Below are 26,333 nucleotides of genomic sequence, written 5' to 3' on the forward strand. Positions count from 1 at the left end.
TCCCGTTCCGCAAGTAAAGAACTTTTTGAGAACATTTCTCAACCGACGTCGATCAGCCGGATCGCGCGGTCCTGTTCCATCAGCCACAGGAAGACCCGCACCGCCTGCCCGCGCTCGCTGGCAAGAGCGGGGTCGCGGGCCAGAAGCGTGCGCGCATCGCTTTGGGCGAGCGCCATCAGCCCCGCCTGACGCTCGAAATCGGCGATGCGAAAGCGTGGCAGGCCCGATTGCGCGGTGCCGATGACATCGCCCGCGCCGCGCATCGCAAGGTCTTCCTCGGCGATGCGGAAACCGTCTTCGCTCTCGCGCAGGATTGCCAGGCGCCGCTCGCCGCTTTCGGACAGCGGCGCCTGGTAGAGCAACAGGCAGGTCGAGGCGGCCGCCCCCCGGCCGACCCGGCCGCGCAGCTGGTGCAGCTGCGCAAGGCCGAAGGTCTCGGCCCGCTCGATCACCATGATCGAGGCCGCGGGCACGTTCACGCCGACCTCGATCACCGTGGTCGCCACCAGAACCCGGGTGCGGCCGGCGACGAAATCGGCCATCGCCGCGTCCTTGTCCGCAGGCGGCATCTGGCCGTGGACGAGCCCCACCACCCCCTCGCCAAGCGCCGCGCGCAGCGAGAGGAAGCGGTCCTCGGCGGCGGTCAGATCGACGTGCTCGCTCTCCTCGACCAGCGGGCAGACCCAATAGGCCTGCCGCCCCTCGGCCACGGCGCGGCGCAGATGCGCGACCACCTCGTCGATCCGCGCGGTCGAGATCAGCGCGGTCTGCACCGGCTTGCGCCCGGGCGGCTTCTCGTCGAGCAGGCTCACGTCCATGTCGCCGTATTGGGCAAGCGCGAGCGAGCGCGGGATCGGCGTTGCGGTCATCACCAGCACGTCGGCCGCCTGCCCCTTGGCGCCCAGCTCCATCCGCTGCGCGACGCCGAAACGGTGCTGCTCGTCGACGATCACAAGCCGCAGGTCGTGAAAGACCACGTCCTTCTGGAAGACGGCATGAGTGCCGATCAGGATGTGGATGCGCCCCTCGGCGAGATCGGCCAGCTTCGCCGCCCGCTCCGCCCCCTTGTCGCGCCCGGTGAGCAGCGCAAGGCGCACCCCCGCGGCCCTAGCCAGCTCGACCAGTCCCTCGTGGTGCTGACGGGCGAGGATCTCGGTCGGGGCCATCATCACCCCCTGCCCGCCCGCCTCGACCACGGCGAGCAGCGCGAGCAGCGCAACAAGCGTCTTGCCGGAGCCGACATCGCCTTGCAGCAGCCGGTTCATCCGCCGCTCGGAGGCCATGTCGGCGGTGATCTCCTCGACCGCGCGGGTCTGCGCGCCGGTCGGCCGGTAGGGCAGCGCGGCAAGCACCCGCGCCCGCAACCGGCCGTCGCCCAGGCTTGCCCGCCCCTTGCCGCGCCGCTGCATCCGTCGGGCGAGCGCCAGCGTCATCTGATGGGCGAAGAACTCGTCATAGGCGAGACGCGTGCGCGCGGGCGTGGTGGGCGCGGTGTCGGCAAGCGAGGTCGGCGCATGGGCGGTGCGCAGCGCCTCGGCCCAGCCCGGCCAGCCCTCGCGCGCGCGAAGCGCCGGGTCGATCCATTCGGAGAGATCGGGCAGACGGGCCAGCGCCCCCTCGGCCGCCTTCGCCATCACCCGCTGTGTCACCCCGGCGCCAAGCGGATAGACCGGCTCGAAGCGCGGCAGCTTGCCGGCCTCTTCCGGCGGCAACAGGTGATCGGGGTGGACCATCTGCGCGCTGCCGTCGAAAAGCTCGAGCTTGCCCGAGACGAGGCGGCGCGCGCCGATGGGCAGCTGCCGTTCGAGGAAATCGCCGCGGGCGTGGAAGAAGACCAGCGCGAATTCCGCCTCGGCATCATGCACCAGCACCCGCGACGGTCCGCCCTTGCGCCGCGCCGGCACATGGGCGTCGATGGTGACCTCGACGGTGACGATGGCGGGCGGCACCGCCTCGCGGATCGTGCGCAAGGGCGTGCGGTCGATGACCGAATGCGGCAGCGCGAAGAGCACGTCGCGCGGCCGTGCAATATCGAGCTGCGCGAGCGCCGCCGCGGTCTTGGCGCCGATGCCGGGCAGCGTCTCGAGCCCGGCAAACAGCGGAAAGAGAACCGCGGGGCGGCCGCTCATGTGCCCTGCGCCAGCGCGAGCCAGGCGTCCTCGTCGATCACCTCGATGCCAAGCTCGGCGGCCTTCGCGGCCTTCGAGCCGGCGCCCGGGCCCGCAATGACCAGATCGGTCTTGGCCGAGACCGAGCCCGCCACCTTGGCGCCAAGCGCCTCGGCCCGCGCCTTCGCCTCGGCCCGCGTCATCTTCTCGAGCGTGCCGGTGAAGACGAGGGTCTTGCCGGCGATCGCGCCGCTTGCGGCCTTGGCGGGCGGCGGCAGGATGGTCAGCTGCGCCACCAGCCGGTCGATGGCCGAGCGCTCCTCGGGGTTCGCGAAAGCGTCCGAGAGCGACAGCGCCAGCACCGGGCCGATGCCGTCGGTGGCGACAAGGTCGGCCCAGGCGGTGGTGGCGTCATCCGGCACATCACGGGCCGCAATCGCCGCGTTGCGCACCTCGGTGATGCGCGCCCGGCGGCCCTCGGCCTGCGCCGTTGCCCGTTCGGCCTCCTCGGCCGCATCGGCCGCGCGCTGTGCAAGGGCCGCCGGGCGGGCCCGGTCGAGCGCCTCGGCCATCGCCTCCCAGCGGCCGTAATGCTGCGCCACGTCCTTCGCCGCCGCCTCGCCGCAATGGCGGATGCCAAGCGCGAAGATCAGCCGGTCGAGCCCGATCTCGCGCCGCAGCTCGATCGCCGCAAACAGGTTCTGCGCCGATTTCTCGCCCCAGCCCTTGACCCGGGCGAGCGGCTTCGCGGCCAGATGCTCGATGGCGGAGATGACATGGTCGGGGTCGGCCTCATTGACCGGCACGCCCGAAGCCCGCAGCATCTCGGCCAGCCGCGCCAGCAGATCCCCGGCCCGGTCAGGCAAGGCGAGCTGATGCGCCAGCCGGTCGCGCGGCCGGGCGACCAGTGCCTCGGACGTGCCATCGCGGGCCGCCAGGGTGAAGATATCGGCGGGTTCCGAGATCCGGCACAGGTCGTAGAAGAACTCGATCTGCTTCGCCCCCAGCCCCTCGATGTCGAAGGCGCCGCGCGAGACGAAGTGGCGCAGTTTCTCGACCGCCTGCGCCGGGCAGATCAGCCCGCCGGTGCAGCGGCGCACCGCGTCGCCCTCCTCGCGGATCGCGGGCGAACCGCATTCCGGGCAGATCGCCGGGAAGACATAGGGCGCGGCGCCTTCGGGCCGACGGCTCAGGTCGACATCGGCCACCTTCGGGATCACGTCGCCGGCGCGATAGACCTGCACCCAGTCCCCCTCGCGGATGTCCTTGCCGCCGCGGATTTCCTCGCCGAAGGAGTTGCGGCCGGCGATGTAATCCTCGTTGTGCAGCGTCGCGTTCGAGACGACGACACCGCCGACGGTGACCGGCGTCAGCCGCGCCACCGGGCTGAGCGCGCCGGTGCGGCCGACCTGGATCTCGATCTTCTCGAGCCGGGTCCAGGCGGTCTGGGCCGGGAACTTGTGCGCGATCGCCCAGCGGGGCGTGGTCGAGCGATAGCCAAGCCGACGCTGCAACGCGAGGTCGTTCACCTTGTAGACGACGCCGTCGATGTCATAGCCGAGCGTGGCGCGCTGTGCCTCGATGGCGTGGTAATGGGCGAGCATCGCCTCGGGCCCGTCGCACAGCACGGTGAGCGGGTTGACGGTGAAACCGAGCGCGCGGAAGCGTTCCATCGCCGCGCTCTGCGTCTCGGCCACGGGTTCGGAATGCGCGCCCCAGGCATAGGCGAAGAAATGCAGCGAGCGCGCCGCGGTGATGCGCGCATCAAGCTGGCGCAGCGATCCCGCGGCGGCGTTGCGCGGGTTGGCGAAGGGCTTTTCTCCCGCCGCCTCCTGCCGCGCGTTCAGCGCCTCGAAATCGGCGTGGCTCATGTAGACCTCGCCGCGCACTTCCAGAACATCTGGCGCGTTTTCAAGCCGTTGCGGGATGTCCTTGATGGTGCGGGCATTCTCGGTGACGTTCTCGCCGACCTCGCCGTCGCCGCGGGTCGCGGCCTGGATCAGCACGCCCTTTTCATAGAGCAGCGCAAGCGACAGCCCGTCGATCTTCGGCTCGGCGGTATAGGTCAGCGGTGCCTCGGGACCAAGCCCCAGATAATTGCGCACCCGGCCGTCGAAGTCGCGGATGTCGTCATCGGTGAAGCCGTTCTCGAGGCTGAGCATCGGCACCGCATGGGTGATCTTGCCAAAGCCCTCGGCCACCGCGCCGCCGACCTTCTGCGTCGGGCTGTCGGGGCGGGCGAGATCGGGGAAGCGCGCCTCGATCGCCCGCAGGCGATTCTTCAGCGCGTCATAGTCGGCATCCGAGATCTCGGGCGCGTCCAGCGTGTGATAGGCGGTGTTCGCGGCCTCGATGCCGGCAACGAGCGCAGGCAGCTCGGCGGCGGCCTGCGCATGGGTCAGTTCTTCGATCGCGGGCTTTTCGTCCGTCATCTTCGTCCCTTTCGGCTGCCCCAATCCATAGGGTCAGCCGAGGGAAGCGTCCAGAGCCTCAGGCCCCCATGGCGACGCGACTGCCGATCGCGCCGTGATCGGGGTCGCGCAACACATAGCCGCGGCCCCAGACTGTCTCGATATAGTTTTCTCCGTCGGTCACTTCCGACAGTTTCTTGCGCAGCTTGCAGATGAAGACGTCGATGATCTTGAGTTCAGGCTCGTCCATGCCGCCATAGAGATGGTTGAGGAACATCTCCTTGGTCAGGGTGGTGCCCTTGCGCAGGCTGAGGAGTTCGAGCATCTGATATTCCTTGCCGGTCAGATGCACCGGGCGCCCGCCCGCCTCGACCGTCTTCGCATCGAGGTTGACCGCGATCTTGCCGGTGCGGATCACCGATTGCGAATGGCCCTTCGAGCGGCGGATGATCGCGTGAATGCGCGCGATCAGCTCCTCGCGGTGGAAGGGTTTCGTCATGTAATCATCGGCGCCGAAGCCGAAGCCCTTGATCTTGTTCTCGGTGTCGTCGGCGCCCGTCAGGATCAGGATCGGCGTGTCGACCCGGGCGAGGCGCAGCTGGCGCAGCACCTCGAGCCCGTTGATGTCGGGCAGGTTCAGATCGAGCAGGATCAGGTCATAGTCATAAAGCTTGGCGAGATCGATGCCCTCCTCGCCCAGATCCGTGCAATAGACATTCAGGTTCGCATGAGTCAGCATGAGCTCGATGCTGCGCGAGGTCGTGGGGTCATCCTCTACCAGCAAGATCCGCATCATCAATCCTCCGCATTCGCCTCTCGATCGCTGTCGAGACTCGCATCAAGTGGTTAACACCTCCTTACTGTTGCATCTTTTTGACGTTACGCAACCTAAAGTTGTCTGTATTTCTGGATCGCCGTCACTTTCAGCCCCGCAACCCCGTGTTTTTGCACTGCTTCCGTCCAAAGATCGAATTCCTCGTCGGAGAGTTCATAGCGTTGCAGAACCTCCGCGCGGGGAATCAACCCATAGGTAACCGCCTGCACCAGCACAGCCTTGCGCGAAGCCACCCAGCGGCGCGTGTCCTTCGGCGGCAGGTCCGCGCGCGTCAGGATGGTGCCGTCTGGCAAGGTGACCGAACGTGGGCCATCGACTTTCTTCAGATACATGGCTCTCCCCTCCGACCTTCCGTCCCCGAAGTCTTGCGGCCCCTACCATGAGCCCACGGTCTTAACGACGGGTGAAGCCAAGGGTTGTGACCGCAGCGGTTTTTCCTATATTCCTGCGGGTCTGGTTAAAGGACCCTCGAAATGAGCAAGGATTTGCCTGACGATATGCCGCTGAACTCGCTCGGCCTGCCGAAGCCCCCCGCCGAGACGCGAGTCGTGGTGGCGATGTCGGGTGGCGTCGACAGCTCGGTGGTGGCCGCGATGCTGGCCGAGGAAGGCTATGACGTCGTGGGCGTGACGCTGCAGCTTTACGACCATGGCGCGGCGCTGGCGAAAAAGGGCGCGTGCTGCGCCGGCCAGGACATCCACGATGCCCGCCGCGTCGCCGAGACGATGGGCTTTCCGCATTACGTGCTCGATTACGAGAACACCTTCCGCGAGGCGGTGATCGAGGAATTCGCCGATGCCTATCTGGCCGGCGCCACCCCGGTGCCCTGCATCCGCTGCAACGAACGGGTGAAGTTCAAGGATCTGCTCGAGACCGCGAAGGATCTCGAGGCCGATTGCATGGCGACCGGCCATTACATCCAGCGCCGGATGGGCCCGAACGGGCCGGAACTCCATTGCGCCGCCGATCCGAACCGCGACCAGAGCTATTTCCTGTTTTCGACCACGCCCGAGCAGCTGGCCTTCCTGCGCTTCCCGCTCGGCCATCTCGCCTCGAAGGCCGAGACCCGGGCGCTTGCCGCGAAATACGGCCTGCCGGTCGCCGACAAGCCCGACAGCCAGGACATCTGCTTCGTGCCGAACGGCAGCTACGCGAGCGTGATCGAGAAGCTGCGCCCGGGGGCCGCCGATCCGGGCGAGATCGTCGATCTGTCGGGCAAGGTGCTGGGCACGCATCGCGGCGTGATCCACTACACCATCGGCCAGCGCCGCGGGCTTGGCATCGGTGGCGGCGAGCCGCTTTACGTCGTCAAGCTCGATCCCGGGACGCGGCGGGTGATCGTCGGCCCGAAGGAGGCGCTTGCCACCCGCATCATCCCGGTGCGCGAGATCAACTGGCTCGGTGACGAGCCGCTGACCGCGCGGCCGGAATGGCACGTCTCGGTCAAGGTCCGCTCGACCCGGCCGCCGCGCGAGGCGATCGTGCGGCCGCTGAGCGCAACCGAGGCCGAGGTCGAGCTGCTCGACCCCGAGGAGGGCGTCAGCCCCGGCCAGGCCTGCGTCTTCTACGAGACCGGCGGCACCCGCATCCTGGGCGGCGGCTGGATCTGGAAGGGCCGCACCGCCTGACCGGCCTGCCCCCGACATTCAGGATCGCGCAAAGAAAAACCCCTCGCCTTGGCGAGGGGTTTTCCAGTTCAGCGGGGGTCAGCGCACCAGGACGTAGGTGCCGGGGGCGTCGGCGAGCGGGGCATAGCCCGCCTCCTCGTTGCCCATCGGCGGCGGCGCGCCATCCTCGATCCCCTGCGTCTCGCGCAGCCAGTCGGCCCAGGGCTGCCACCACGAGCCCGGAACCTTCGGCACGCTCGCCGCCCATTCCTTCGGCCCGGGATGTGCCCGGCCCGGCTCGTGCGTCATCATCCGGTATTTCGCCCGCGGGCTGCCCGGAGGGGCGACGATGCCGGTGTTGTGCCCGCCCGAGACCAGCGCGAAGGTCACGCCGCCGTGCATCAGGTAGGTCAGCTTGAACACCGAGTTCCAGGGCGCGATGTGGTCATGTTCGGTCGCCACGGCGAAGACCGGCGCCTTGATGTCCTGCAAGAAGATGTGCCCGCCGCCCGATTCCATCCGGCCATCGGCCAGATCGTTGTTCAGGAACAGCTTGCGCAGGTATTCCGAATGCATCTTGTAGGGCATCCGGGTGGCGTCCTTCGACCAGGCGCCCAGCGACGAGGCCGTCTCGCGCTCGCCCATCATGTATTCGCGCACCATGTGCGACCACACGAGGTCTTGCGACTTCAGCATCGAGAAGGTGCCGGCCATCGCTTCTTTGTCGAGATAGCCCTCCTCCCACATCATGTCCTCGAGAAGCGCGAGCTGGTCCTCGCTGGTGAACAGGCTCAGCTCGCCCGCCTCGGTGAAGTCGACCTGCGCCGCCAGCATCGTCAGCGTCGCCAGCCGCTCGTCGCCGTCGCGCGCCATCGTCGCCGCGGTGACCGACAGCAGCGTGCCGCCAAGGCAATAGCCGAGGCCATGCACCTTGTCCGAGCCGGTGATCGCCGTCACCGCGTCGATCGCCGCCATCACGCCCAGCTTGCGGTAATCGTCGAAGCCGAGATCGCGGTCTTCCTCGTCGGGGTTCTTCCAGCTGACGCAGAACACGGTGAAGCCCTGGCCCACCAGCCAGTTGATCAGCGATTCCTGCTTCGTCAGGTCGAGGATGTAATATTTCATGATCCAGGCCGGCACGATCAGCAGCGGCACCGGATGCGTGACCTCGGTCGTCGGCGAGTATTGCAAAAGCTCGATCAGCCGGTTGCGGAACACCACCTTGCCCGGCGTCGCCGCGACTTCGCGCCCCGGCACGAAGACATCGGCCATCTCTTCCTGACCGGTCGCCTTCTTCACCAGATCCTCGGCGAAATACTGCGCGCCGCGCACCAGGTTACGCCCGCCCTCCTCAATCGTGCGCGCGATCAGCTGCGGGTTGGTGGCGAGGAAGTTCGACGGGGCGAACATGTCGAGCATCTGCCGGCCATAGAATTCGACCAGCTTCTCGTGCTTCTTCTCGACGCCGGGAACGTCGGTCGTGGCCTTCGCCCACCATTGCTGCGCAAGCAGGAAGCTCTGCGACCAGTAGGAGAAGGGCAGCTTCGACCATTCCGGGCCGGCAAAGCGGCGATCCTGCTTCAGCGGCTCGACACAGGGGGTGCCCTCATTCGCCACGCCGCCCATCTGGCACATCACCTCGGCGGCCAGACGCTGCGCCTTGCGCGCCGATTTCCAGGCAAGCTCGGCCTGCTTGCCGGGGCTGATCGCCAGATGCGAGGCCCAGTCGGCCCAGGCGAGCGACAGCGCAAGCGGCGACAGCCCGCCCTCGGCCTTGCCCATCAGCGCATGCACATAGTGATCGAGCTGGCGGAAGGATTCCTCGGCCGCGCGCTTCTCGGGCGTATCGCCCGCGATCCCGCTGCTCGTCACCACGGGAACCGGCAGCTGCGCCATCGGCGCCTCGACCGGGGCGGCGGGCTTCGCCGCCTTGGTCCGCGACCGCTGGGCGGGCTTCGCCGCCGGCGTTTCTTCCGCGGTCAGGATCTCGTCCGACACCTGGGCGTCGGATTTGACGCGCTGGCCGCGCGTCTTGCGGAGGGTAGTGGTCATCGCGTTTCCTTATGTCTCGGGGCGGGCAGCGCCCGCCCGTTGCGTCCGTCTCAGTCCTTGGTCTTGCCTCCGGCAGCCGACACCATCGCCGCGCCCTCCTCCGTCGCGGTGCGGATCGCCTGCTCGGCAATTTCGGTGGCCGACGCGGCCAGCTTGTTCGTCTCGACCGAATAATCGGTCAGCATCTTCTGCCAGAAGCCCTGCCACATCGCCATGGCTTCGGCGGGGGAACCGGCATCGGCCAGTTCGTCGAGCATCTCGCGGTCGCGCTCGAAGCGGGCCTTGAGAAACTCCAGCATCTCGATGTTGTGCTTCAGCATCGACTCGGCCATGCGGGCCTGCGGTTTCATGAACATCGTCCAAGTGTCGGCCGACGGCGCCTTCAGCATGGACGTGAAGGTGGTCGTCGAGGTGGTCGTCTTCGGTGGCATGACTGTCCTCCTTCAGATTTGCCAATACGCGAACTCTAGCACGATTTCGCAGGTGCAGAATTGATCTGTGACAATCTCCGCACTTGCGGACGCCGCGGCACCCTTTGCCTGCCTGTCCCGCAGGCAAAGTGATTCGCGCGTCGCAACCGTTCCTCACCATTTCATGCCTGCATATTTTATCAGCAGGTTGACGGTTCAACGCCGCAGCGGAAAACATTTTCGTGTCGCGGGTCGGGCCACAGTCGCCGAACCCGGCATCGCACTTGTTCCGGGACACATCTCTGTCATAGCTGAGCCATCGACGGGTGCCTCGGGTGCCCGCCCCTGCCGCAATGGCGCGGCTTTCTCGATCTTCGCCCGCAAGGGCTGCAGCAACGGGGCTGCGACTTCGATTCGGAACCTTTCCGGTCGTGGGAGCGCCGTTGCCGTCTCGCGCTTCCCGATCTCAGCCCCGGGTCCGGCCCTGCCGGCCCTCCGCCAGGAGACCGCCATGCGCGATATCAGGAAAAAGCTCGTCATCATCGGCAACGGCATGGCGCCGGGGCGGATGCTCGAACATCTGTTCGAGCTGACCACGGCCTACGAGGTCACCATCTTCAACGCCGAGCCGCGGGTGAATTACGACCGCATCATGCTCAGCCCCGTGCTTTCGGGCGAGAAGAGCTATGCCGACATCATCATCCACGGCGACGGCTTCTATGCCGAGCACGGCATCACGCTCCACAAGGGCGAACGCGTCGTCTCGATCGATCGGGCGCGTCGCGCGGTGATCTCGGACAAGGGCACGGTCGCGGCCTATGACAAGCTCGTCATCGCCACCGGCTCGGCGCCCGTCATCATCCCGGTGCCGGGGCACGATCTGCCGGGCGTCGTCGCCTATCGCGACCTCGACGACACCGCGGCGATGATCGCCGCGGCCGAAACGGGCGGGCGCGCGGTGGTGATCGGCGGCGGGCTTCTGGGCCTCGAGGCGGCGGCGGGGCTGAGGGTGCGCGGCATGGAGGTCACCGTGCTGCACCTGATGCCCTCGCTGATGGAGCGTCAGCTCGACCCCGCGGCGGGCTATCTGCTGCAGCGCGAGCTCGAGGGCCGCGGCATCGCGGTGCGCTGTGCCGCCAACACCAAGGCGATCCTCGGCACCGACCGGGTCGAGGGCGTCGAACTTGCCGACGGCACGGTGATCGGCGCCGATCTGGTGGTGATGGCGGTCGGCATCCGGCCGAACACCCAGATCGCCCGCGACGCGGGGCTTGCCGTCAACCGCGGCATCGTCACCGACGCGCAGATGCGCAGCGACGACCCCGACATCTTCGCGCTCGGCGAATGCGCCGAGGTCGGCGGCATGGTCTATGGCCTCGTCGCGCCGCTCTACGACATGGCGCGGATCGCCGCCCATGCGCTGGCCGGCGCCGAGGTCGAGGGCTTCCGCCATCAGGAGACGCCGACCAAGCTGAAGGTGACCGGCGTCAGCCTCTATTCGGTGGGCGAGTTCGGCGAGGGCGAGGGGCGCGAGGACATCGTCCTGCGCGACGCCCGCCGCGGCAGCTACAAGCGGGTGATCCTGAAGGACAGCCGGGTGATCGGCGCGGTTCTTTATGGCGACGTGGCCGATGGCGGCTGGTACAACGAGATGCTGAAATCGGGCCGCGACGTCAGCGACATCCGCGACACGCTGATCTTCGGCGAGCGGCATCAGGGCGGCGGTAGCTTCGACCCGGTCGCGGCGGCGGCGGCGCTGCCAGACGATGCCGAGATCTGCGGCTGCAACGGCATCTGCAAGGGCACCATCGTCCGTGCGATCACCGAAAAGGGGCTGAGCTCGCTGGCCGAGGTGCGCGCCACCACCAAGGCCTCGGCCTCGTGCGGCACCTGTGCGAACTCGGTCGAGAACGTCATCAGGGCGGTGCTCGGCGATTCCTATGCGCAACAGGCCGAGGGCATCTGCGCCTGCACCGATCACGGCCACGACACGATCCGCCGCGCGATCCGCGCGAAGGGTCTGAAGTCGATCCCGGCGGTGATGCAGGCGCTTGAGTGGCGCACGCCCGAAGGCTGCGCGAAATGCCGCCCGGCGCTGAACTATTACCTCATGGCCGACTGGCCGGGCGAATACGAGGACGACATGCAGTCGCGTTTCATCAACGAGCGGGTGCACGCCAACATCCAAAAGGACGGCACCTATTCGGTGGTGCCGCGGATCTGGGGCGGCGTGACCTCGGTCGCCGAGCTGCGCGCCATCGCCGATGTCGCCGAGAAATACGACGTCCCCGAGGTGAAGTTCACCGGCGGCCAGCGCATCGACCTGCTCGGCGTGAAGAAGGAGGACCTGCTCGGCGTCTGGAAGGATCTGAACGACGCCGGCATGGTCTCGGGCGCGGCCTATGCCAAGGGGCTGCGCACGGTGAAGACCTGCGTCGGCACCGACTGGTGCCGCTTCGGCACGCAGGATTCGACCGGGCTCGGCGTGAAGCTTGAAAAGTTCCTCTGGGGCTCGTGGACGCCGGCCAAGCTGAAGCTTGCCGTCACCGGCTGCCCGCGCAACTGCGCCGAGGCGACCTGCAAGGACATCGGGGTGATCTGCGTCGACAGCGGCTATCAGGTGGTCTACGGCGGCGCCGCGGGCCTGCACATCCAGGGCACGACGGAACTCGGCCTCGTGAAGACCGAGGAGGAGGTGATCGAGGTGATCGCCGCCCTCACCCAGTATTACCGCGAGACCGGCTTCTATCTCGAACGCGTCTACAAATGGGCGAAGCGGCTTGGCTATGATCATGTCAAGGCGGTGGTCTTCGATGATCTCGCCGCGCGGCGCGCCCTGCACGACCGCTTCGTCTACAGCCAGCGCTTCGCGCAGATCGACCCCTGGGCCGAACGCGTCGAGGGCAAGTATTCCCATGAATTCGCGCCGATGGCGGCGCTCAAGCTGGAGGCCGCGGAATGAACGCGCAAGCCACCCCCCTCACCTGGACCGCGATCGGCACGCTTGACGACATCCCGCGCCAGGGCGCGCGCTGCGTGCGCAACGGGCGCATGACAATCGCCGTCTTCCGCACCGCCGACGACCGTCTCTTCGCGCTCGAGGACCGCTGCCCGCACCGCAACGGGCCGCTGAGCCAGGGCATCGTGCATGACGGCTGCGTCACCTGCCCGCTGCACAACTGGGTGATCTCGCTCGAGACCGGCGCCGCGCAGGGCGCCGACAGCGGTGCCGCCGCCACCTTCCCCGTCCGTCTCGAGGGCACGACCGTGCTTCTGGGGCTCTGAGTTCAGGCTTTTCGGGGGGCCGAACGGCACGACCTCCCGCGGATCGTGGCCCGTTCCCTGGGGATCCTCGCCGTCACGAAAGACCGTCGCGCGCCCTGCCCCGAACCCCTTCCGCGCAGGCCCGACGGCCAGAGGCCCCGCCGGCATCCCGGCGGGGCCTGCTGTGTCTCAGCCCAGCTTGCGCAGCCGCGCGATCAGGCTCGAGGTGTCCCAGCGGCCGCCGCCCATGGCCTGCACCTCCTTGTAGAACTGATCGACGAGCGCGGTGACCGGCAGGCTTGCCCCGGTCTCGTCGGCGGTCGCGAGGCAGATCCCCAGATCCTTGCGCATCCAGTCGACGGCGAAACCGAAGTCGAATTTCCCCGCCTCCATCGTCTGGTAGCGGTTCGACATCTGCCAGCTGCCCGCCGCGCCCTGGCTGATCGCCTCGACCACATCCGAGATCGGCAGCCCCGCCTTCTCGGCGAAATGCAGCGCCTCGGAGAGGCCCTGCACGAGGCCCGCGATGGCGATCTGGTTGCACATCTTGGTCAGCTGCCCGGCCCCCGTCTCGCCCATCCGTCGGCAGGCCTTGGCATAGGCCGCGATCACCGGCTCGGCCGCGGCATAATCGGCCTCCGACCCGCCGCACATCACCGTCAGCACGCCGTTCTCGGCGCCCGCCTGCCCGCCCGAGACCGGCGCATCGACGAAGCCGAGCCCCATCGGCGCGGCGACCGCGGCCAGCTCGCGGGTGACCTTGGCCGAGACCGTGGTGTGATCGACGAAGATCGCATCCTGCCCCATGCCCGCAAAGGCCCCCTCGTCGCCCAGACAGACGGCGCGCAGATCGTCGTCATTGCCGACGCAGGCCATGACGAAATCGGCGCCCTCGGCGGCGGCGGCCGGCGTCGGGGCGGCTCGCCCGCCATGGCGCGCGACCCAGGCCTCGGCCTTGGCCGGGGTGCGGTTGTAGACCGTCACCTCGTGTCCTTTCGCGGCCAGATGCCCCGCCATCGGGAACCCCATCACCCCGAGCCCCAGAAATGCCACCTTCGCCATGGGTCTGCTCCCGCTTTCTTGCGCGAAACGCGCGTTGATCATTGGTCCTGCCTGACTTAGTAACCTCTCGTCCCGCCCCGTCAACCGACGCCCCCTCCCTCAGCCGCCGAGCCTGCCGATGTTCACCCTGTTTCGCTGGATGGTCCGCCTTGTCACGCTGGCGCTCGTGGTGCTGGTTCTGGCGGGGCTCGGGGCGTGGTATTTCGCCTCGCGCTCGCTGCCCGATTACAACGCGACCTACAGCGTCACCGGCATCTCGGCCCCGGTCGAGATCGTGCGCTCGACCGAGGACGTGCCGCATATCTTCGGCAAGACCGATGCCGACGTGTTCTTCGCCCTCGGCCTTGCCCATGCGCAGGACCGGCTGTGGCAGATGACCGTGCTGCGCCGCACCGTGCAGGGCCGGCTGAGCGAGGTCTTCGGCGCCGAGACGCTGAAGACCGACGAGCTGATGCGCCGTCTCGACCTTTACGGCGCGGCGGTGAAATCGGTGGCGGCGCAGGACGAAGAGACGAAGGCCGCGCTCGAGGCCTATGCGCGCGGCGTCAACGCCTGGATCGAGCAGGTGAACGAGGGGGCGCTTGGCCGCGGCGCGCCCGAGTTCTTCCTGTTCAAGGCCGATATCGCCTATTGGACGCCCGCCGATTCCATCGCCATCCTCAAGCTTCTGGCCGCCGAGACCGCAAGCCAGGTGCAGACCGAGGTGCTGCGCGCGCGCGTCTCGATGCTGGGCCAGGACTGGGTCAAGGACATCCTGCCCGACGTGCCGGGCGCCGGCACCGCGGCCCTGCCTGATTATGCCAGCCTCTTCCCCGGGCTGACCCCCGGCGTGAAGCTCGCCGATGCCGAGGGCGCGATGTCGCCCTTCCCGCCGCGCGACTTCGCCGGCGCCTCGAATGCCGTCGCCGCTGCGCCGCGCCGCTCGGCCGCGGGCGGCACGTTGCTGGCGAACGACCCGCACATGGCCTTCACCGCGCCGTCGTGGTGGTATCTCGCGCGCCTCGAGCTGAGCAGCGGCGGCGTCATCGGCGCCACCATCCCGGGCATTCCGCTGGTGCTGAGCGGGCGCAACCCGCGGCTGGGCTGGGGCATCACCTCGGCCCATGTCGACGATCAGGACCTGCATATCGAAGAACTGAACCCCGCCGATCCCGAGCGCTACCGCACGCCGGACGGCTGGAAGGCCTTCGACACCCGCCGCGCGATCATCGAGGTCAAGGACGCCCAGCCCGTCACCATCACCCTGCGCTGGACCGACAACGGGCCGGTGCTGCCGGCGGGCCATTTCAACCTCGCCGCGATCACGCCGCCGGGCGATGTCGTCTCGTTGAACTGGACTGCACTCGACCCCGCCGACACCTCGATGAGCGCGGGGCTCGCGCTGATGCAGGCGGGCTCGGTCGATGCGGCGGTGACGGCGGGCGAGCGCTACATCGCGCCGGCCGAGAACCTGATCCTCGCCGATGAAAAGGGCGTCGGCATGGTGACGATCGGCGCGATCCCGGCCCGCGATCCGGGCCACACCACGCAGGGCCGCATGCCCTCGCCGGGCTGGGAGACGGTGAACCGCTGGCAGGGCCGTCTGCCCTATGCCGACAACCCGCGCTTCCTGAACCCCGAGGGCGGCATCGTCATCAACACCAACAACAAGATGATCGACCGCCCCTTCCCCTACAACGTCAGCTTCGACTGGGGCGACAGCCAGCGCGTGCTGCGCCTGACGCGGCTGATGGGCGAGCGCGAGGTGCATTCGCGCGAAAGCTTCATCTCGGCTCAGCTCGACACCGTCTCGCCCGCCGCGCGCAACCTGTTGCCGCTGGTCGGCAAGGACCTGTGGTTCACCGGCGAGGCCGCGCCCGAGGGCACGCCCGAACGGCTGCGCCAGCGTGCGCTCGAACTGCTCGCCGCCTGGGATGGCGACATGAACGAGCACCTGCCCGAGCCGCTGATCTATGCCGCCTGGATGCGCCATCTGCAGAACCGGCTGATCCGCGACGAGCTCGGCCCGCTCGCCACGGAATTCACCCATCTCGAGCCGCTGTTCATCGAGCGCGTCTTCCGCAACACCGAGGGCGCCAGCCGCTGGTGCGACGTGATGCAATCGGCCCCGGTCGAGACCTGCACCGACATCGCACGGATCTCGCTCGACGAGGCGCTCCTGGAGCTGAAGGCGAAATACGGGCCCAATATCGAAAGCTGGCGCTGGGGCGACGCGCATGAGGCGCTGCACGATCACGCCGTGCTCGGCAAGACGCCGATCCTGAACTGGCTGATGAACATCCGGCAATCGACCTCGGGCGGTGATTTCACCCTGAACCGCGGCCTGACCTCGGGCACGGGCGCGAACCCCTTCGCCAATGTGAACGGCGCGGGCTATCGCGGCGTCTATGACTTCGCCGATCCCGACAGCTCGGTCTTCATCATCGCCACCGGCCAGTCGGGGCACCCGCTCAGCCGCCATTACGACGACCTGTCGGAGCTGTGGCGGCGCGGCGAATATATCCCGATGTCGCTCGACCCGGACCTCGCCCGCGCCGCGGCCGCCGGCATCACCCGGCTCGAACCCGCCGCGCCCGACGACAAGTAAGCCACCGGGACAGAAAAAAGCCGCGGCACAGGGATCCCGTGCCGCGGCTTTTCCTTGTCCGAAGACGCCCGCCGGAGGCCCCGGCCGGGGGTGGCGCCCACGCTCAGAGCGCGCGGAAGCGGTGCCGCTGGCTCGTCGACCAGTTCACGTCAAGGTCCCAGCCGTCCTTCGTCTCGCGCTCGCCGCGCACGACGTTCTGCTCGTGCAGCCAGGCGCGGGCGCGGCCCTGATCGAAGCCCAGGTGCAGCGCCTCGTCGTGACGCTCCTCGCCGAGCCGGGTCTCGATCGCCGCGAGCAGCGGCTCGAACCCCTCGCCGGTCAGCGCCGAGACCGCCTGCACATCGCCGCGCCGCGCATCCTGCACCAGAAGCGCCGCGCGGGTCTCCTCTGTCAGTGCGTCGATCTTGTTCCAGACCTCGATCAGCGGCACGTCCTCGGCCACACCGAGGCTTTCGAGGATCTCGCCGACATCGGCCGCCTGCTCCTCGGTCTCGGGGTGGGCGATGTCGCGCACGTGCAGGATCAGATCGGCCTCGAGCACCTCCTCGAGCGTCGCGCGGAAGGCGGCGACGAGTTCATGCGGCAGATCCGAGATGAAGCCCACCGTGTCCGACAGGATCACCTTGCGCCCGGAGGGCAGCGTGATGCCGCGCATCGTCGGGTCGAGCGTGGCGAAGAGCATGTCCTTGGCCAGCACGTCCGCCCCGGTCATCCGGTTGAAGAGCGTGGATTTCCCGGCGTTGGTATAGCCAACCAGCGCGACGATCGGGAACGGCACCTTGCGCCGCGCCGCCCGGTGCAGCTCGCGCGTCTTCACCACCTTGGCAAGCTGACGGCGGATCTTGATGACCTGCTCGTCGATCGCGCGCCGGTCGGCCTCGATCTGCGTCTCGCCGGGGCCGCCGACAAAGCCGAAGCCGCCGCGCTGCCGCTCGAGGTGGGTCCAGGCGCGCACCAGCCGCGTGCGCTGATAGCTGAGCGCGGCAAGCTCGACCTGCAGCACGCCCTCGCGGGTGCGGGCACGGTCGGCGAAGATCTCGAGGATCAGCCCGGTCCGGTCGAGGAGCTTCACTCCCCAGTCCTTCTCGAGGTTGCGCTGCTGCACCGGCGTCACCGGACCGTCGACGAGGACGAGATCGACCTCGGCCTCGTGCAGGCGCTCCTTCAGCTCGGCAAGCTTGCCGGTGCCGAACAGATGGCCGGGATTGGGTTTCGGAAGGCGCACGACCTCGGCGCCGACAACCTCGAGGTTCGGCAGGGCCGCCGCAAGCGAAACCGCCTCGGCGAGGCGGTGCTCCGGCAGACGGCGGGCATCGGCCGTCTTCAGATCGGGATGCAGGACCCAGGCCCGCGTGGGCCGGGCCTGCGACAGGACGGGATCGCTCAGTCTTCGCCCTCGTACAGAGAAATCGGCTGACCCGGCATGATCGTCGAGATCGCGTGCTTGTAGACAAGCTGGCTCTGGCCGTCACGGCGCAGCAGCACGCAGAAGTTGTCGAACCAGGTGATCACGCCCTGCAGTTTGACCCCGTTGATGAGGAAGATCGTGACCGGAACCTTCGTCTTGCGGACGTGGTTGAGGAATGCGTCCTGCAGGTTCTGTTTGTCGGCAGCCATTTTTTATTATGCCTTCGTGTTTTTGTCGCGCGCCGGCCGCGTTGCTGCGTCCGTGGGAATCAGTATGCGCAAGAGTGGGGGAGATTCCACCCCCAAAAACAGCCCGTTACCCCGTGCGCGGAAAAGATAGCGCTCGCAGCCGGGTCAGCCGCGCCAGAACTCGGGGTTGAAGAGCGCAATGATCGCGAGGGTTTCGAGCCGGCCAAGCACCATCGCCGCGGCCAGCACGAATTTCGTCGCATCGCCGAGTTCCGCCCAGCTCAGCGGCGTGTCGGCGGCAAAGGCCGCAAGCGGGCCGGTGTTCGACAGCGCCGCGATCGACATGATGGTCGCCGGCTCGAAGGCCAGCCCGGTCAGCGACACCGCCATCATCACCACCGCGATCGACATCGCGAAGAGCATGAAGAAGATCCAGGCGATATAGGCGCCCTCGCGGCGCAGCTTGCGCGCGGTCGGGCCGCCGCCGGCGATCGAGGTCGGGTGGACGAGCTTGTTCAGCTCGCGCTCGCCATGGCGCAGCAGCGCATAGACGCGCAGCAGCCGCACGCCCCCCGCCGTGGTGGCGATGCCGCCGCCGGTGATCGCCAGCCCGGCAAGGATCAGACCGGGCGTGCCCAGCCCCGACCAGTGCCGCGCATCGTCCCAGCTCGCGCTTTCGAAGCCCGTGGTGGTCAGGAAGGAGAGCGCGGTGAAGAGGCTGCCCCAGAGCGACTGCAGCACCGGGCCGAAGGCTGTCGGGGTCTCGACATCGAGCGCGGCGATCCAATGGCGCAACAGCAGGAAGGCCGCGACCATCCCCACCAGCACCGCGGCCAGCCACAGCTCGGGGTCATCGCGCAGCTTCTCCGACGCCCGCAGCTCGCCGCCGCCCGGCCAGAGCCGGCGCGACAGCGCCGGGATCAGGAAGAGGAAGATCAGCATCTCGCCCACCAACCCCGCGGGCGCCCCGGCGACGCCGGTCAAGGGCGAGATCCCCGAAGTGGCCAGCGTCGACATCGCATGGCACAGCGCCACGAGGGAATCATCGCCCGCCATCATCAGCAGCAGCCACAGCAGCGCGGTGAGCCCGGCATAGGCCGGCGCGAGCACGCGCGCATAATGCACCACGCGCTCGCCCGGCTCGGCCGCGCCGTCGCGCAGGAAGGACGGCGCCTCGCCCCCGGTGCTGTTGCCGGCGACGAAGATCTCGAACCCGCCAAGCCGCAGCGGGGCGAGCACCGCAATCGCCATCACCAGCATGAAGAAGCCGCCCATCCAGCCCACCAGCGCGCGCCACAGATGCAGGCTGGGCGCCAGGCGGTCGGGCACATAGAGCGTCGCGCCGGTCGTGGTCAGCGACGAGACCATCTCCCACCACGAGTTGTAAAGCCCGGTGTCGCGCACCGATTCGTTGAACGGCACCGCCAGCACCACCGGCAGCAGGGTGAAGGCCGCGAGCATGGTCAGCAGATGCGTGCGCCCCTGATGCTGCTTCGGGTTCGAGGCGGTGGCGAGCGCCAGCAGCCCGCTCAGCATCAGGAACAGGATGCCGGAATAGAAGAAGGCGCGCGAGACCGCATAATTGCGCAGCACGAAGGCATGGGTCGCGGGGATCAGCATCGCCGCCGCCGCGATCGCGATCAGGAAGACGAAGAGCGGGACATGGCGCAGCTTCTGCAGCATCGCGCCGCCTCAGAAGAAGTCGATCGAGACCTGCAGCAAGCGCTCCACCACCGGAACGTCCGCCGCAAGCGCGAAGAGCACGATGACATCGCCCTCGTCGACCTTGGTGTCACCGCCCGGCTTGAGGATGCGGTCGCCCTTCATCAGCGCCCCCATCAGCACGCCCTCGGGGAAGTCGATGTCGCGCAGCAACCGCCCGGCGATCGGCGAGGTGCCCAGCACCTGCGCCTCGATCACCTCGGCCTCGGCATCGCCGATCGAATAGATCGCCCGCACCCGGCCGTGGCGGATGTGGCGCAGGATCGAGCTGACGGTGGTGGCGCGCGGGTTGATGTAGGCGTCGATGTCGAGCGGCGCCATCAGGGGCACCATCGTCGGGTCGTTGACGAGCGAGATCGCCATCTTGCAGCCCGCCTGCTTCGCCCGCACCGCGGCCAGGATGTTGGTCTTGTCGTCGTCGGTGACCACCAAGACCGCGTCGGCGCGGTCGATGTTCGCCTCCTCTAGGATCTCCGCGCTCATGCCGTCGCCGTTCAGCACGATCGTCCGCTCGAGCATGTCGGCGGCGCGTTCGGCATTGGCGCGGTTCTTCTCGATGATCTTCGCCCGCACCCGGTCCGAGCGCGCCTCGAGCGCGCGGGCGACGCCAAGGCCCACGTTGCCGCCGCCGATGATGACGATGCGTTCCTGCTTTTTCGTCGCCTTGCCAAAGATTTCCAGCGTGCGGTTCACGTCCTCGGTGAAGGCGAAGACATAGATCTGATCCTCGACGAAGAGCTGATCGCCCGGCTCGGGCGCGAACAGCCGGCCCTCGCGCCGCACGCCGACGACCAGCGCGCGCAAGGTCGAGAACAGGTCGGTGAGCTGGCGCAGCGGCGTGTTCAGAACCGGGCAGTCCTCCTCGAGGACGATGCCCAGAAGCTGCACCCCGCCGTTGAGGAAGCTTTCGGTGTCGAAGGTCGCGGGCGCGTTCAGCCGCTGCAGCGCCGCCTCGGCCACTTCGCGTTCCGGGCTGATGACGACGTCGATCGGCAGATGGTCGCGGCGGTAGAGATCGGCATATTGCGGCGCCAGATAGGTCTGCGCGCGGATCCGGGCGATCTTGCGGGTGACGCCGAAGACAGATTGCGCCACCTGGCAGGTCACCATGTTGACCTCGTCCGAATGGGTGGCGGCAATGATCAGGTCGCAATCGCGCGCGCCGGCCTTTTCCAGAACGTCCGGATGCGAGGCAAAGCCCGCGACGCCCTGCACATCCAGCGTGTCCGAGGCGCGGCGCACCAGCTCGGCGTTGCTGTCGACGATGGTGACGTCGTTGCGCTCGCCCGCCAGATGGCGCGCGATCTGCCAGCCGACCTGTCCCGCACCGCAGATGATGACCTTCATTCCGTCCTCCGACTGGCCGTCTGGCTGTTGTATGCGCACAGCCCCCGACGGTCAATCACGGCGCCCTGGGCACCGCGCCCGGCCCCGGCTGCGGCCGCGCCGCAGGGAGTATTTGCACAAGAAAAAGCCCGCGGGCTAAGGCCCTGTCCCCCGGGCTTTTCCTGGCCCGAATACTCCCGCCGGAGGCGATCCGCGCCCACGGCCCGCGCGCGGCTCAGAGGTCGTCCTCGTCCTCGTCGTCCTCCTCGAGATGGGCAACGCGGCCGCCGGCCTTGGCCGAGGTGACGACGCCCAGAGACTTCAGCTTGCGATGCAGCGCCGAGCGTTCCATGCCGACGAAGGCCGCGGTGCGCGAGATATTGCCGCCGAAGCGGTTGATCTGCGTCAGCAGGTATTCGCGCTCGAAGAGTTCGCGTGCCTCGCGCAGCGGCAGCGTGGCAAGTGCACCGCCAAGCACGATCCGCCCCTCCTCGGCCGGGCCGCCCTCGCCCGGCAGCTCGCGCGCCTCGATCGGGCCGGTGCCCTCGCCGAGGATCAGCACCCGCTCGACGATGTTGCGCAGCTGGCGGATGTTGCCCGGCCAGTCCATCGTCTGCAGCGCCGCCCCCGCCTCGTCCGAGACCTCGCGCGCGGGCAGGCCCTGGGTGCGGTTGAAGGCCTCGATGAAATGGCGGGCGAGCAGCGGGATGTCCTCGCGCCGTTCGCTCAGCGGCGGCACCGCGATCGGCACCACGTTGAGCCGGTCGAACAGCTCCTGGCGGAAGCGGCCGGCGGCAATCTCGGCGGGCAGGTCGCGCGTCGTCGAGGAGATCACCCGCAGGTCGACCCGCACCTTGTCGGCGCCGCCCACCCGGGTGAACTGCTGTTCGGTCAGCACCCGCAGGATCTTCGATTGCGTGCCCGGCGGCATCTCGGCCACCTCGTCGAAATAGATCACCCCGCCATGCGCCTGTTCGAGCAGCCCCTTCTCGATGCCGCGCTCCGCGGTCTCGCGGCCGAAGAGCACCTCTTCCATCCGCTCGGCCGCGATCGAGGCCGAGTTGACCGTGACGAAGGGCGCCGCAGCGCGGTTCGAGTGTTGATGCACGAAGCGCGCGGCGGTCTCCTTGCCCGAGCCCGGCTCGCCGGTCAGCATCACCCGGCCATTCGACTTCGTCACCTTGTCGAGCTGGTCCTTGAGCTTGCGGAAGGCCGCCGAGGCGCCGAGCATCTCGCCCGAATGCAGGTCGCGCCGGCGCAGCGAGGAGTTCTCGCGCCGCAGCCGGGACGTTTCCATCGCCCGGCCGATCACCACCATCAGCTGATCGATGTTGAACGGCTTCTCGATGAAGTCATAGGCGCCCTGCTTAATCGCGGCGACGGCGATCTCGATGTTGCCGTGGCCCGAGATGATGATGATCGGGATATCGGGGTTGTCGCGCTTCACCGTCTTCAGGATATCGATGCCGTCCATCCGGCTGTCCTTCAGCCAGATGTCGAGGATCATCAGCGCCGGCGCCTCGGCGTTGATCTGCTCCATGCACTCGTCGGAATTCGCCGCCAGACGGGTGGCATAGCCCTCGTCCTTCAGGATGTCGGCGATCAGCTCGCGGATGTCCTTCTCGTCGTCGACGATCAGAATGTCACTCATGGGTCCCACTGTCCTTGATGGCGCGCTGGCCCGCCCGGGCCCGCGGCAGTCTGATTTCGGCGAGCGCGCCACGATGCGCGCCTTCGGCGAAGGCCGGCGCATCGGTCAGCACCAGCGTGCCGCCATGTTCCTCGATGATCTTCTTGACGATCGGCAGGCCGAGCCCGGTGCCCTTCGCCCGCGTCGTCACATAAGGCTCGAACAGCCGCGAGCGGTCGGGCGGCAGGCCGATGCCATTGTCCATGATGCGGATGGTGACGGCGTCGGGCGCGGCCTCCATCGCGACCCGCACCTCGGGCATCCAGCCCTCGGGCGCGCCCTTCTCGGCCAGGCTCTCGATCGCCTCGCCGGCGTTCTTGATGAGGTTGGTCACCGCCTGCGAGATCATCGTCGCGTCGAGCTCCACCACCACCGGAGCGGCGGGCAGGTCGGAGACGAGCTTCGCCCCGTGCAGCGCGCCCTCCTGCAGCACCACCGCATCGCGCATCAGCCGGGCAAGATCGTGGTCGCGCCGGTCGGGCTCGGGCATCCGGGCAAAGCGCGAGAATTCGTCGACGATGCGGCGCAGGTCGTTCGTCTGCCGCACGATCACCCCGGTCAGCTGTTCGAGCGTCTCCAGATCCTCGCCCGAGACGAGGCGCGAATACTTGCGCTTGATCCGCTCGGCCGAGAGCTGGATCGGGGTGAGCGGGTTCTTGATCTCGTGCGCGATGCGGCGCGCGACGTCGCCCCAGGCGGCCATGCGCTGCGCCGAGACCAGCTCGGTCACGTCGTCGAAGGCCACCACATAACCCTCGCGCTGGCCGTCCTCGCCGCTGCGCACCGCCATGCGCACCAGCAGGCTTTCCAGCCGTCCGCCGCGCGAGATCCGGATCTCCTCTTGCACAACTGCGTGAAAACCGTCCTGCAAGCGCTGGAAAAGACCAGCAAATTCCGGAACTGCCTCGGCCAGGTCGCGGTCATGTTCCTGACCCGGGGCCAATTCGAGCAGGCGCATGGCCGAGCGGTTGAGGAAGTCGAGCCGGCCGTCGGCATCGAGACCGATCACCCCCGAGGTGACCGAGCTCAGCACCGAATCGAACAGCCGGCGGCGCTCCTCGGTCTTCAGATGCGAGGCGATCAGCGCCTCGCGCTGGCCCTTCAGCTCGCGCGTCATGCGGTTGAAGACGGTGCCGAGGGTGGCGATCTCGTCATCGCCCTCCTCCTCGATCACCCGCGCATCGAGATCGCCGGCGCCGACCCGCTCGGCGGCCGAGGCAAGCCGCCCGATCGGGCGCGACAGGCGCTCGGCGAACCACAGCCCGACCCAGACCGCGGCCAGGATCAGGATCAGCGCAAAGCCGATGTAGACGAGACCGAACTCGAACAGCAGCCGGCCGCGGGTGGTCTCGAGCTGCTGATAGAGATGCACGGTCTCGCGCGTGCTGTCGAGCAGCGACAGGATCTGCCCGTCGACGGTGCGCGAGACGTAGAGATAGCGGTCGACGAAGGCATCGAGGCGGACGAGCGCGCGCAGCTCGGAATTCGGCCAGTCCTCGATCAGGACGGTGCCGCCCTTCTGCGCTTCGACGATCTTCTCGGGCGCAGGTTTCTCGAAGTCGAACAGATAGCTGCGCTCGCCGCGGGCGATGATCTCGCCGGTGCCGTCGATGACATAGGCTTCCTTCAGCCCGCGCTGGATGCCGGCCTGGCCCGCGACCAGCAGCTCGCGCAGGTCGCCGTCCGACATGAAGGTGGCGGCCTGCCGGCGCAGGTTCAGAAAGCCCGCGAGCGCCTCGGCATCGGAGACGATGTCGCGCTTGTGCTCGTCCTGATAGGCCTCGGCGGCGGCAAGCGAGGTGCCGACAACCGAGCGCACCCGGTCGGAGAACCAGCCCTCGAGGCCGATGTTCACGGTCAGGCCCGCAAACAGCGCCACGAGGATCGTCGGCACCAGCGCGATGCCGGCAAAGACGCCGGTCAGCCGCAGCGTGAGGCGCGAGCCCGAGGCGCGGGCCCGGCGGGCGGCGATCATCTGCGTCAGGCGCATCACGATCAGCCCGGCGAGCAGCAGGAAATAGATGAAGTCGGCGAGAAGTGTCAGGCGCAGCGCGTTCGAATCGGCGCCCTGCCCCATCGGGCCGAGCACGACGAAGGTGCCGACCGCCAGAACCGGCCCGAGCACGGTGAGCCCGAGCGCGAAGCCGTTCTGCACCCGGCGCTGGCGGCGCAGACGAACAAGCCTGTCCCAGCCCCTGCGATCGACCGTGCCGTGCAAAATGCCTCTCCCGCTCTCCGGGGTCGGGCGAATCCGCCGAGGCGAAATTGCCACAACCCCCTGTTGCGGGTTTACATCAGCTTCCGGCGCCGTGTCACCTGAATATCCAGATCGGTGATCTTCTTGCGCAAGGTATTGCGGTTGATGCCAAGCAGGTCGGCACATCTCGCCTGATTGCCGCCGGTGGCGTCGAGGGCGATCTCGATCAGCGGCGCCTCCATCTCGCGCAGGATCCGGTCATAGAGGCCGGGCGCGGGCAGGTTGCCGCCATGCAGGTCGAAATAGCGCCGCAGGTGGCGCGCGATCGAGGCCGAGAGCTTCTCGCCCTCGCCGCCCGAGCGCAACGGCTCGATCGCCGGCTGATTGCCGAGCACGAATTCCACCTCGGTGCGGGTGATTTCCTCCTCGGACGAGGTCACCACCAGCCGGCGCACGGTATTTTCCAGCTGACGCACGTTGCCCGGCCAGGCATAGGCGCGCACCAGCGCCATCGCCTCGGCCGAGAAGCGGCGGGTGCCGAGCCCGTCGCGCTCGGCGCGGGTCAGGAAGTGATCGGCGAGCAGCGGGATGTCCTCGACCCGTTCACGCAAGGCGGGCACCGCCAGGGTGACACCGCCGAGGCGGTAGAACAGGTCCTGGCGGAACTTGCCCGCCTCCATCAGCGCCGACAGATCGACCTGCGTCGTCGCCATGATCCGCGGCGCGGGATCGGGTAGCGCGTCGAGCATGCGCACGATGCGGCCCTGGGTCTCGTCGTCGTAATCGCCGACCTCGTCGAAGACGAGCGAGCCGCCCTTGGCCTTCGCCAGCAGCGCCGAGGGGCCGTCGGCGCCCTGCAGGTCGGCCGCCTGCGCCACCACGAAGGGCAGCGTGCGGCGGTCGGAGAAGTCATGGATCGCCCGCGCGATCAGCGACTTGCCGGTGCCCGATTCGCCGAGGATCAGCACCGGCAGATCGGCGTTCATCACCCGCGCGACAAGGCGATAGAGCGCCTGCATCGCCGCGGTGCGGCCGACCAGCGGCAGGTCGGTGCCGCCCTCGGTGCGCGGCTCGACCATCTTCGGCACCACCTGCGCCTTGCGCTTCTGCTCCAGCGCACGCGCCGCGCGCTTCATCAGATCGGGCAGGTCGAAGGGTTTCGGCAGATAGTCGAAGGCGTCGGCCTCGGCCGCCTGAATCGCCGTCATGATCGTGTTCTGCGCCGAGATCACGATCACCGGCAGGCCGGGGCGTTCCTGCGCGATGCGCGGCAGCGCCTCGAGCCCGTTGCCGTCGGGCATGACGACGTCGGAGATCACGAGGTCGCCCTTGCCCTCCTCGACCCACCGCATCAGGGTCATCAGCGAGGCGGTCGCGTGGACCTTGCACCCGGCCCGGGTCAGGGCCTGGGTGAGCACGGTGCGGATCGTGCGGTCATCATCAGCGACAAGTACGGTGCCGTCCAT

General features: G+C 68.2%; 18 protein-coding genes. 4 read left to right on the forward strand and 14 right to left on the reverse strand.

Annotated elements, in window-relative coordinates:
- Window positions 1-38 precede the first annotated feature (38 nt).
- The 4 genes from recG to sciP form a co-directional block, all read right to left on the reverse strand.
- Window positions 39-2,129: an ATP-dependent DNA helicase RecG gene (gene recG / locus AC0QTQ_RS09950; RefSeq protein ID WP_480256437.1), complete on the reverse strand. Its 2,091-nt coding sequence runs from the start codon at window positions 2,127-2,129 to the stop codon at window positions 39-41.
- Entirely contained in the window at window positions 2,126-4,540 is a 2,415-nt protein-coding gene (gene ligA / locus AC0QTQ_RS09955; protein ID WP_480256438.1) for an NAD-dependent DNA ligase LigA, read from the reverse strand. The genes recG and ligA overlap by 4 nt, the downstream gene beginning before the upstream one ends.
- 58 nt (window positions 4,541-4,598) lie before the next feature.
- Window positions 4,599-5,312, reverse strand: a complete 714-nt coding sequence (ctrA, locus tag AC0QTQ_RS09960; RefSeq protein ID WP_121532438.1) for a response regulator transcription factor CtrA — start codon at window positions 5,310-5,312, stop codon at window positions 4,599-4,601.
- 95 nt (window positions 5,313-5,407) lie between these two features.
- Complete coding sequence (gene sciP / locus AC0QTQ_RS09965) at window positions 5,408-5,686, reverse strand: CtrA inhibitor SciP (protein WP_480256439.1); 279 nt, start codon at window positions 5,684-5,686, stop codon at window positions 5,408-5,410.
- A 141-nt stretch (window positions 5,687-5,827) separates the two neighbouring features.
- Between sciP and mnmA the strand changes: the two genes are divergently transcribed.
- Window positions 5,828-6,982 carry a tRNA 2-thiouridine(34) synthase MnmA gene (mnmA, locus tag AC0QTQ_RS09970; protein ID WP_480256440.1) on the forward strand — a complete coding sequence of 385 codons (1,155 nt, stop codon included), beginning with the start codon at window positions 5,828-5,830 and terminating at the stop codon, window positions 6,980-6,982.
- 78 nt (window positions 6,983-7,060) lie between these two features.
- Here the strand turns inward: mnmA and AC0QTQ_RS09975 are convergent, their stop codons facing one another.
- The gene (locus AC0QTQ_RS09975) at window positions 7,061-9,013 is read right to left on the reverse strand and encodes a PHA/PHB synthase family protein (protein WP_480256441.1); all 1,953 of its coding nucleotides are present in this window, start codon (window positions 9,011-9,013) and stop codon (window positions 7,061-7,063) included.
- 50 nt (window positions 9,014-9,063) lie between these two features.
- Window positions 9,064-9,444: a phasin family protein gene (locus AC0QTQ_RS09980; RefSeq protein WP_121532444.1), complete on the reverse strand. Its 381-nt coding sequence runs from the start codon at window positions 9,442-9,444 to the stop codon at window positions 9,064-9,066.
- Between the two features lie 490 nt (window positions 9,445-9,934).
- Here AC0QTQ_RS09980 and nirB point away from each other — a divergent pair, with 490 nt between their 5' ends.
- Window positions 9,935-12,385, forward strand: coding sequence for a nitrite reductase large subunit NirB (gene nirB / locus AC0QTQ_RS09985; RefSeq protein ID WP_480256442.1), 2,451 nt, complete (start codon window positions 9,935-9,937; stop codon window positions 12,383-12,385).
- Window positions 12,382-12,708: a nitrite reductase small subunit NirD gene (gene nirD, locus AC0QTQ_RS09990; protein ID WP_480256443.1), complete on the forward strand. Its 327-nt coding sequence runs from the start codon at window positions 12,382-12,384 to the stop codon at window positions 12,706-12,708. Before nirB ends, nirD begins: the two co-directional genes overlap by 4 nt.
- 168 nt (window positions 12,709-12,876) lie before the next feature.
- On the opposite strand, the gene AC0QTQ_RS09995 is transcribed toward nirD, so the two are convergent.
- Window positions 12,877-13,749, reverse strand: coding sequence for an NAD(P)-dependent oxidoreductase (locus AC0QTQ_RS09995; RefSeq protein WP_480256444.1), 873 nt, complete (start codon window positions 13,747-13,749; stop codon window positions 12,877-12,879).
- Between the two features lie 118 nt (window positions 13,750-13,867).
- On the opposite strand from AC0QTQ_RS09995, the gene AC0QTQ_RS10000 reads away from it, so the two are divergent.
- Window positions 13,868-16,336, forward strand: coding sequence for a penicillin acylase family protein (locus tag AC0QTQ_RS10000; RefSeq protein ID WP_480256445.1), 2,469 nt, complete (start codon window positions 13,868-13,870; stop codon window positions 16,334-16,336).
- Window positions 16,337-16,439: 103 nt separating this feature from the next.
- Here the strand turns inward: AC0QTQ_RS10000 and hflX are convergent, their stop codons facing one another.
- From hflX to AC0QTQ_RS10035, 7 genes are all read right to left on the reverse strand, one after another.
- A complete protein-coding gene (gene hflX / locus AC0QTQ_RS10005; RefSeq protein ID WP_480259217.1) occupies window positions 16,440-17,723 on the reverse strand; it encodes a GTPase HflX in 1,284 nt (427 codons plus the stop codon).
- Complete coding sequence (hfq, locus tag AC0QTQ_RS10010; protein WP_107323454.1) at window positions 17,720-17,953, reverse strand: RNA chaperone Hfq; 234 nt, start codon at window positions 17,951-17,953, stop codon at window positions 17,720-17,722. The genes hflX and hfq overlap by 4 nt, the downstream gene beginning before the upstream one ends.
- Window positions 17,954-18,097: 144 nt before the next feature.
- Window positions 18,098-19,615, reverse strand: a complete 1,518-nt coding sequence (locus AC0QTQ_RS10015) for a TrkH family potassium uptake protein (RefSeq protein ID WP_480256446.1) — start codon at window positions 19,613-19,615, stop codon at window positions 18,098-18,100.
- 9 nt (window positions 19,616-19,624) lie between these two features.
- Window positions 19,625-21,001: a Trk system potassium transporter TrkA gene (trkA, locus tag AC0QTQ_RS10020; RefSeq protein WP_121532458.1), complete on the reverse strand. Its 1,377-nt coding sequence runs from the start codon at window positions 20,999-21,001 to the stop codon at window positions 19,625-19,627.
- Between the two features lie 214 nt (window positions 21,002-21,215).
- Complete coding sequence (gene ntrX / locus AC0QTQ_RS10025) at window positions 21,216-22,631, reverse strand: nitrogen assimilation response regulator NtrX (RefSeq protein WP_480256447.1); 1,416 nt, start codon at window positions 22,629-22,631, stop codon at window positions 21,216-21,218.
- Window positions 22,624-24,888 (reverse strand): sensor histidine kinase NtrY-like, encoded by a 2,265-nt coding sequence (locus tag AC0QTQ_RS10030; RefSeq protein WP_480256448.1) that lies wholly within the window; start codon window positions 24,886-24,888, stop codon window positions 22,624-22,626. The genes ntrX and AC0QTQ_RS10030 overlap by 8 nt, the downstream gene beginning before the upstream one ends.
- A gap of 71 nt (window positions 24,889-24,959) precedes the next feature.
- Complete coding sequence (locus AC0QTQ_RS10035) at window positions 24,960-26,333, reverse strand: response regulator (RefSeq protein ID WP_480256449.1); 1,374 nt, start codon at window positions 26,331-26,333, stop codon at window positions 24,960-24,962.

This window comes from Paenirhodobacter sp. YD-8, assembly GCF_056590935.1.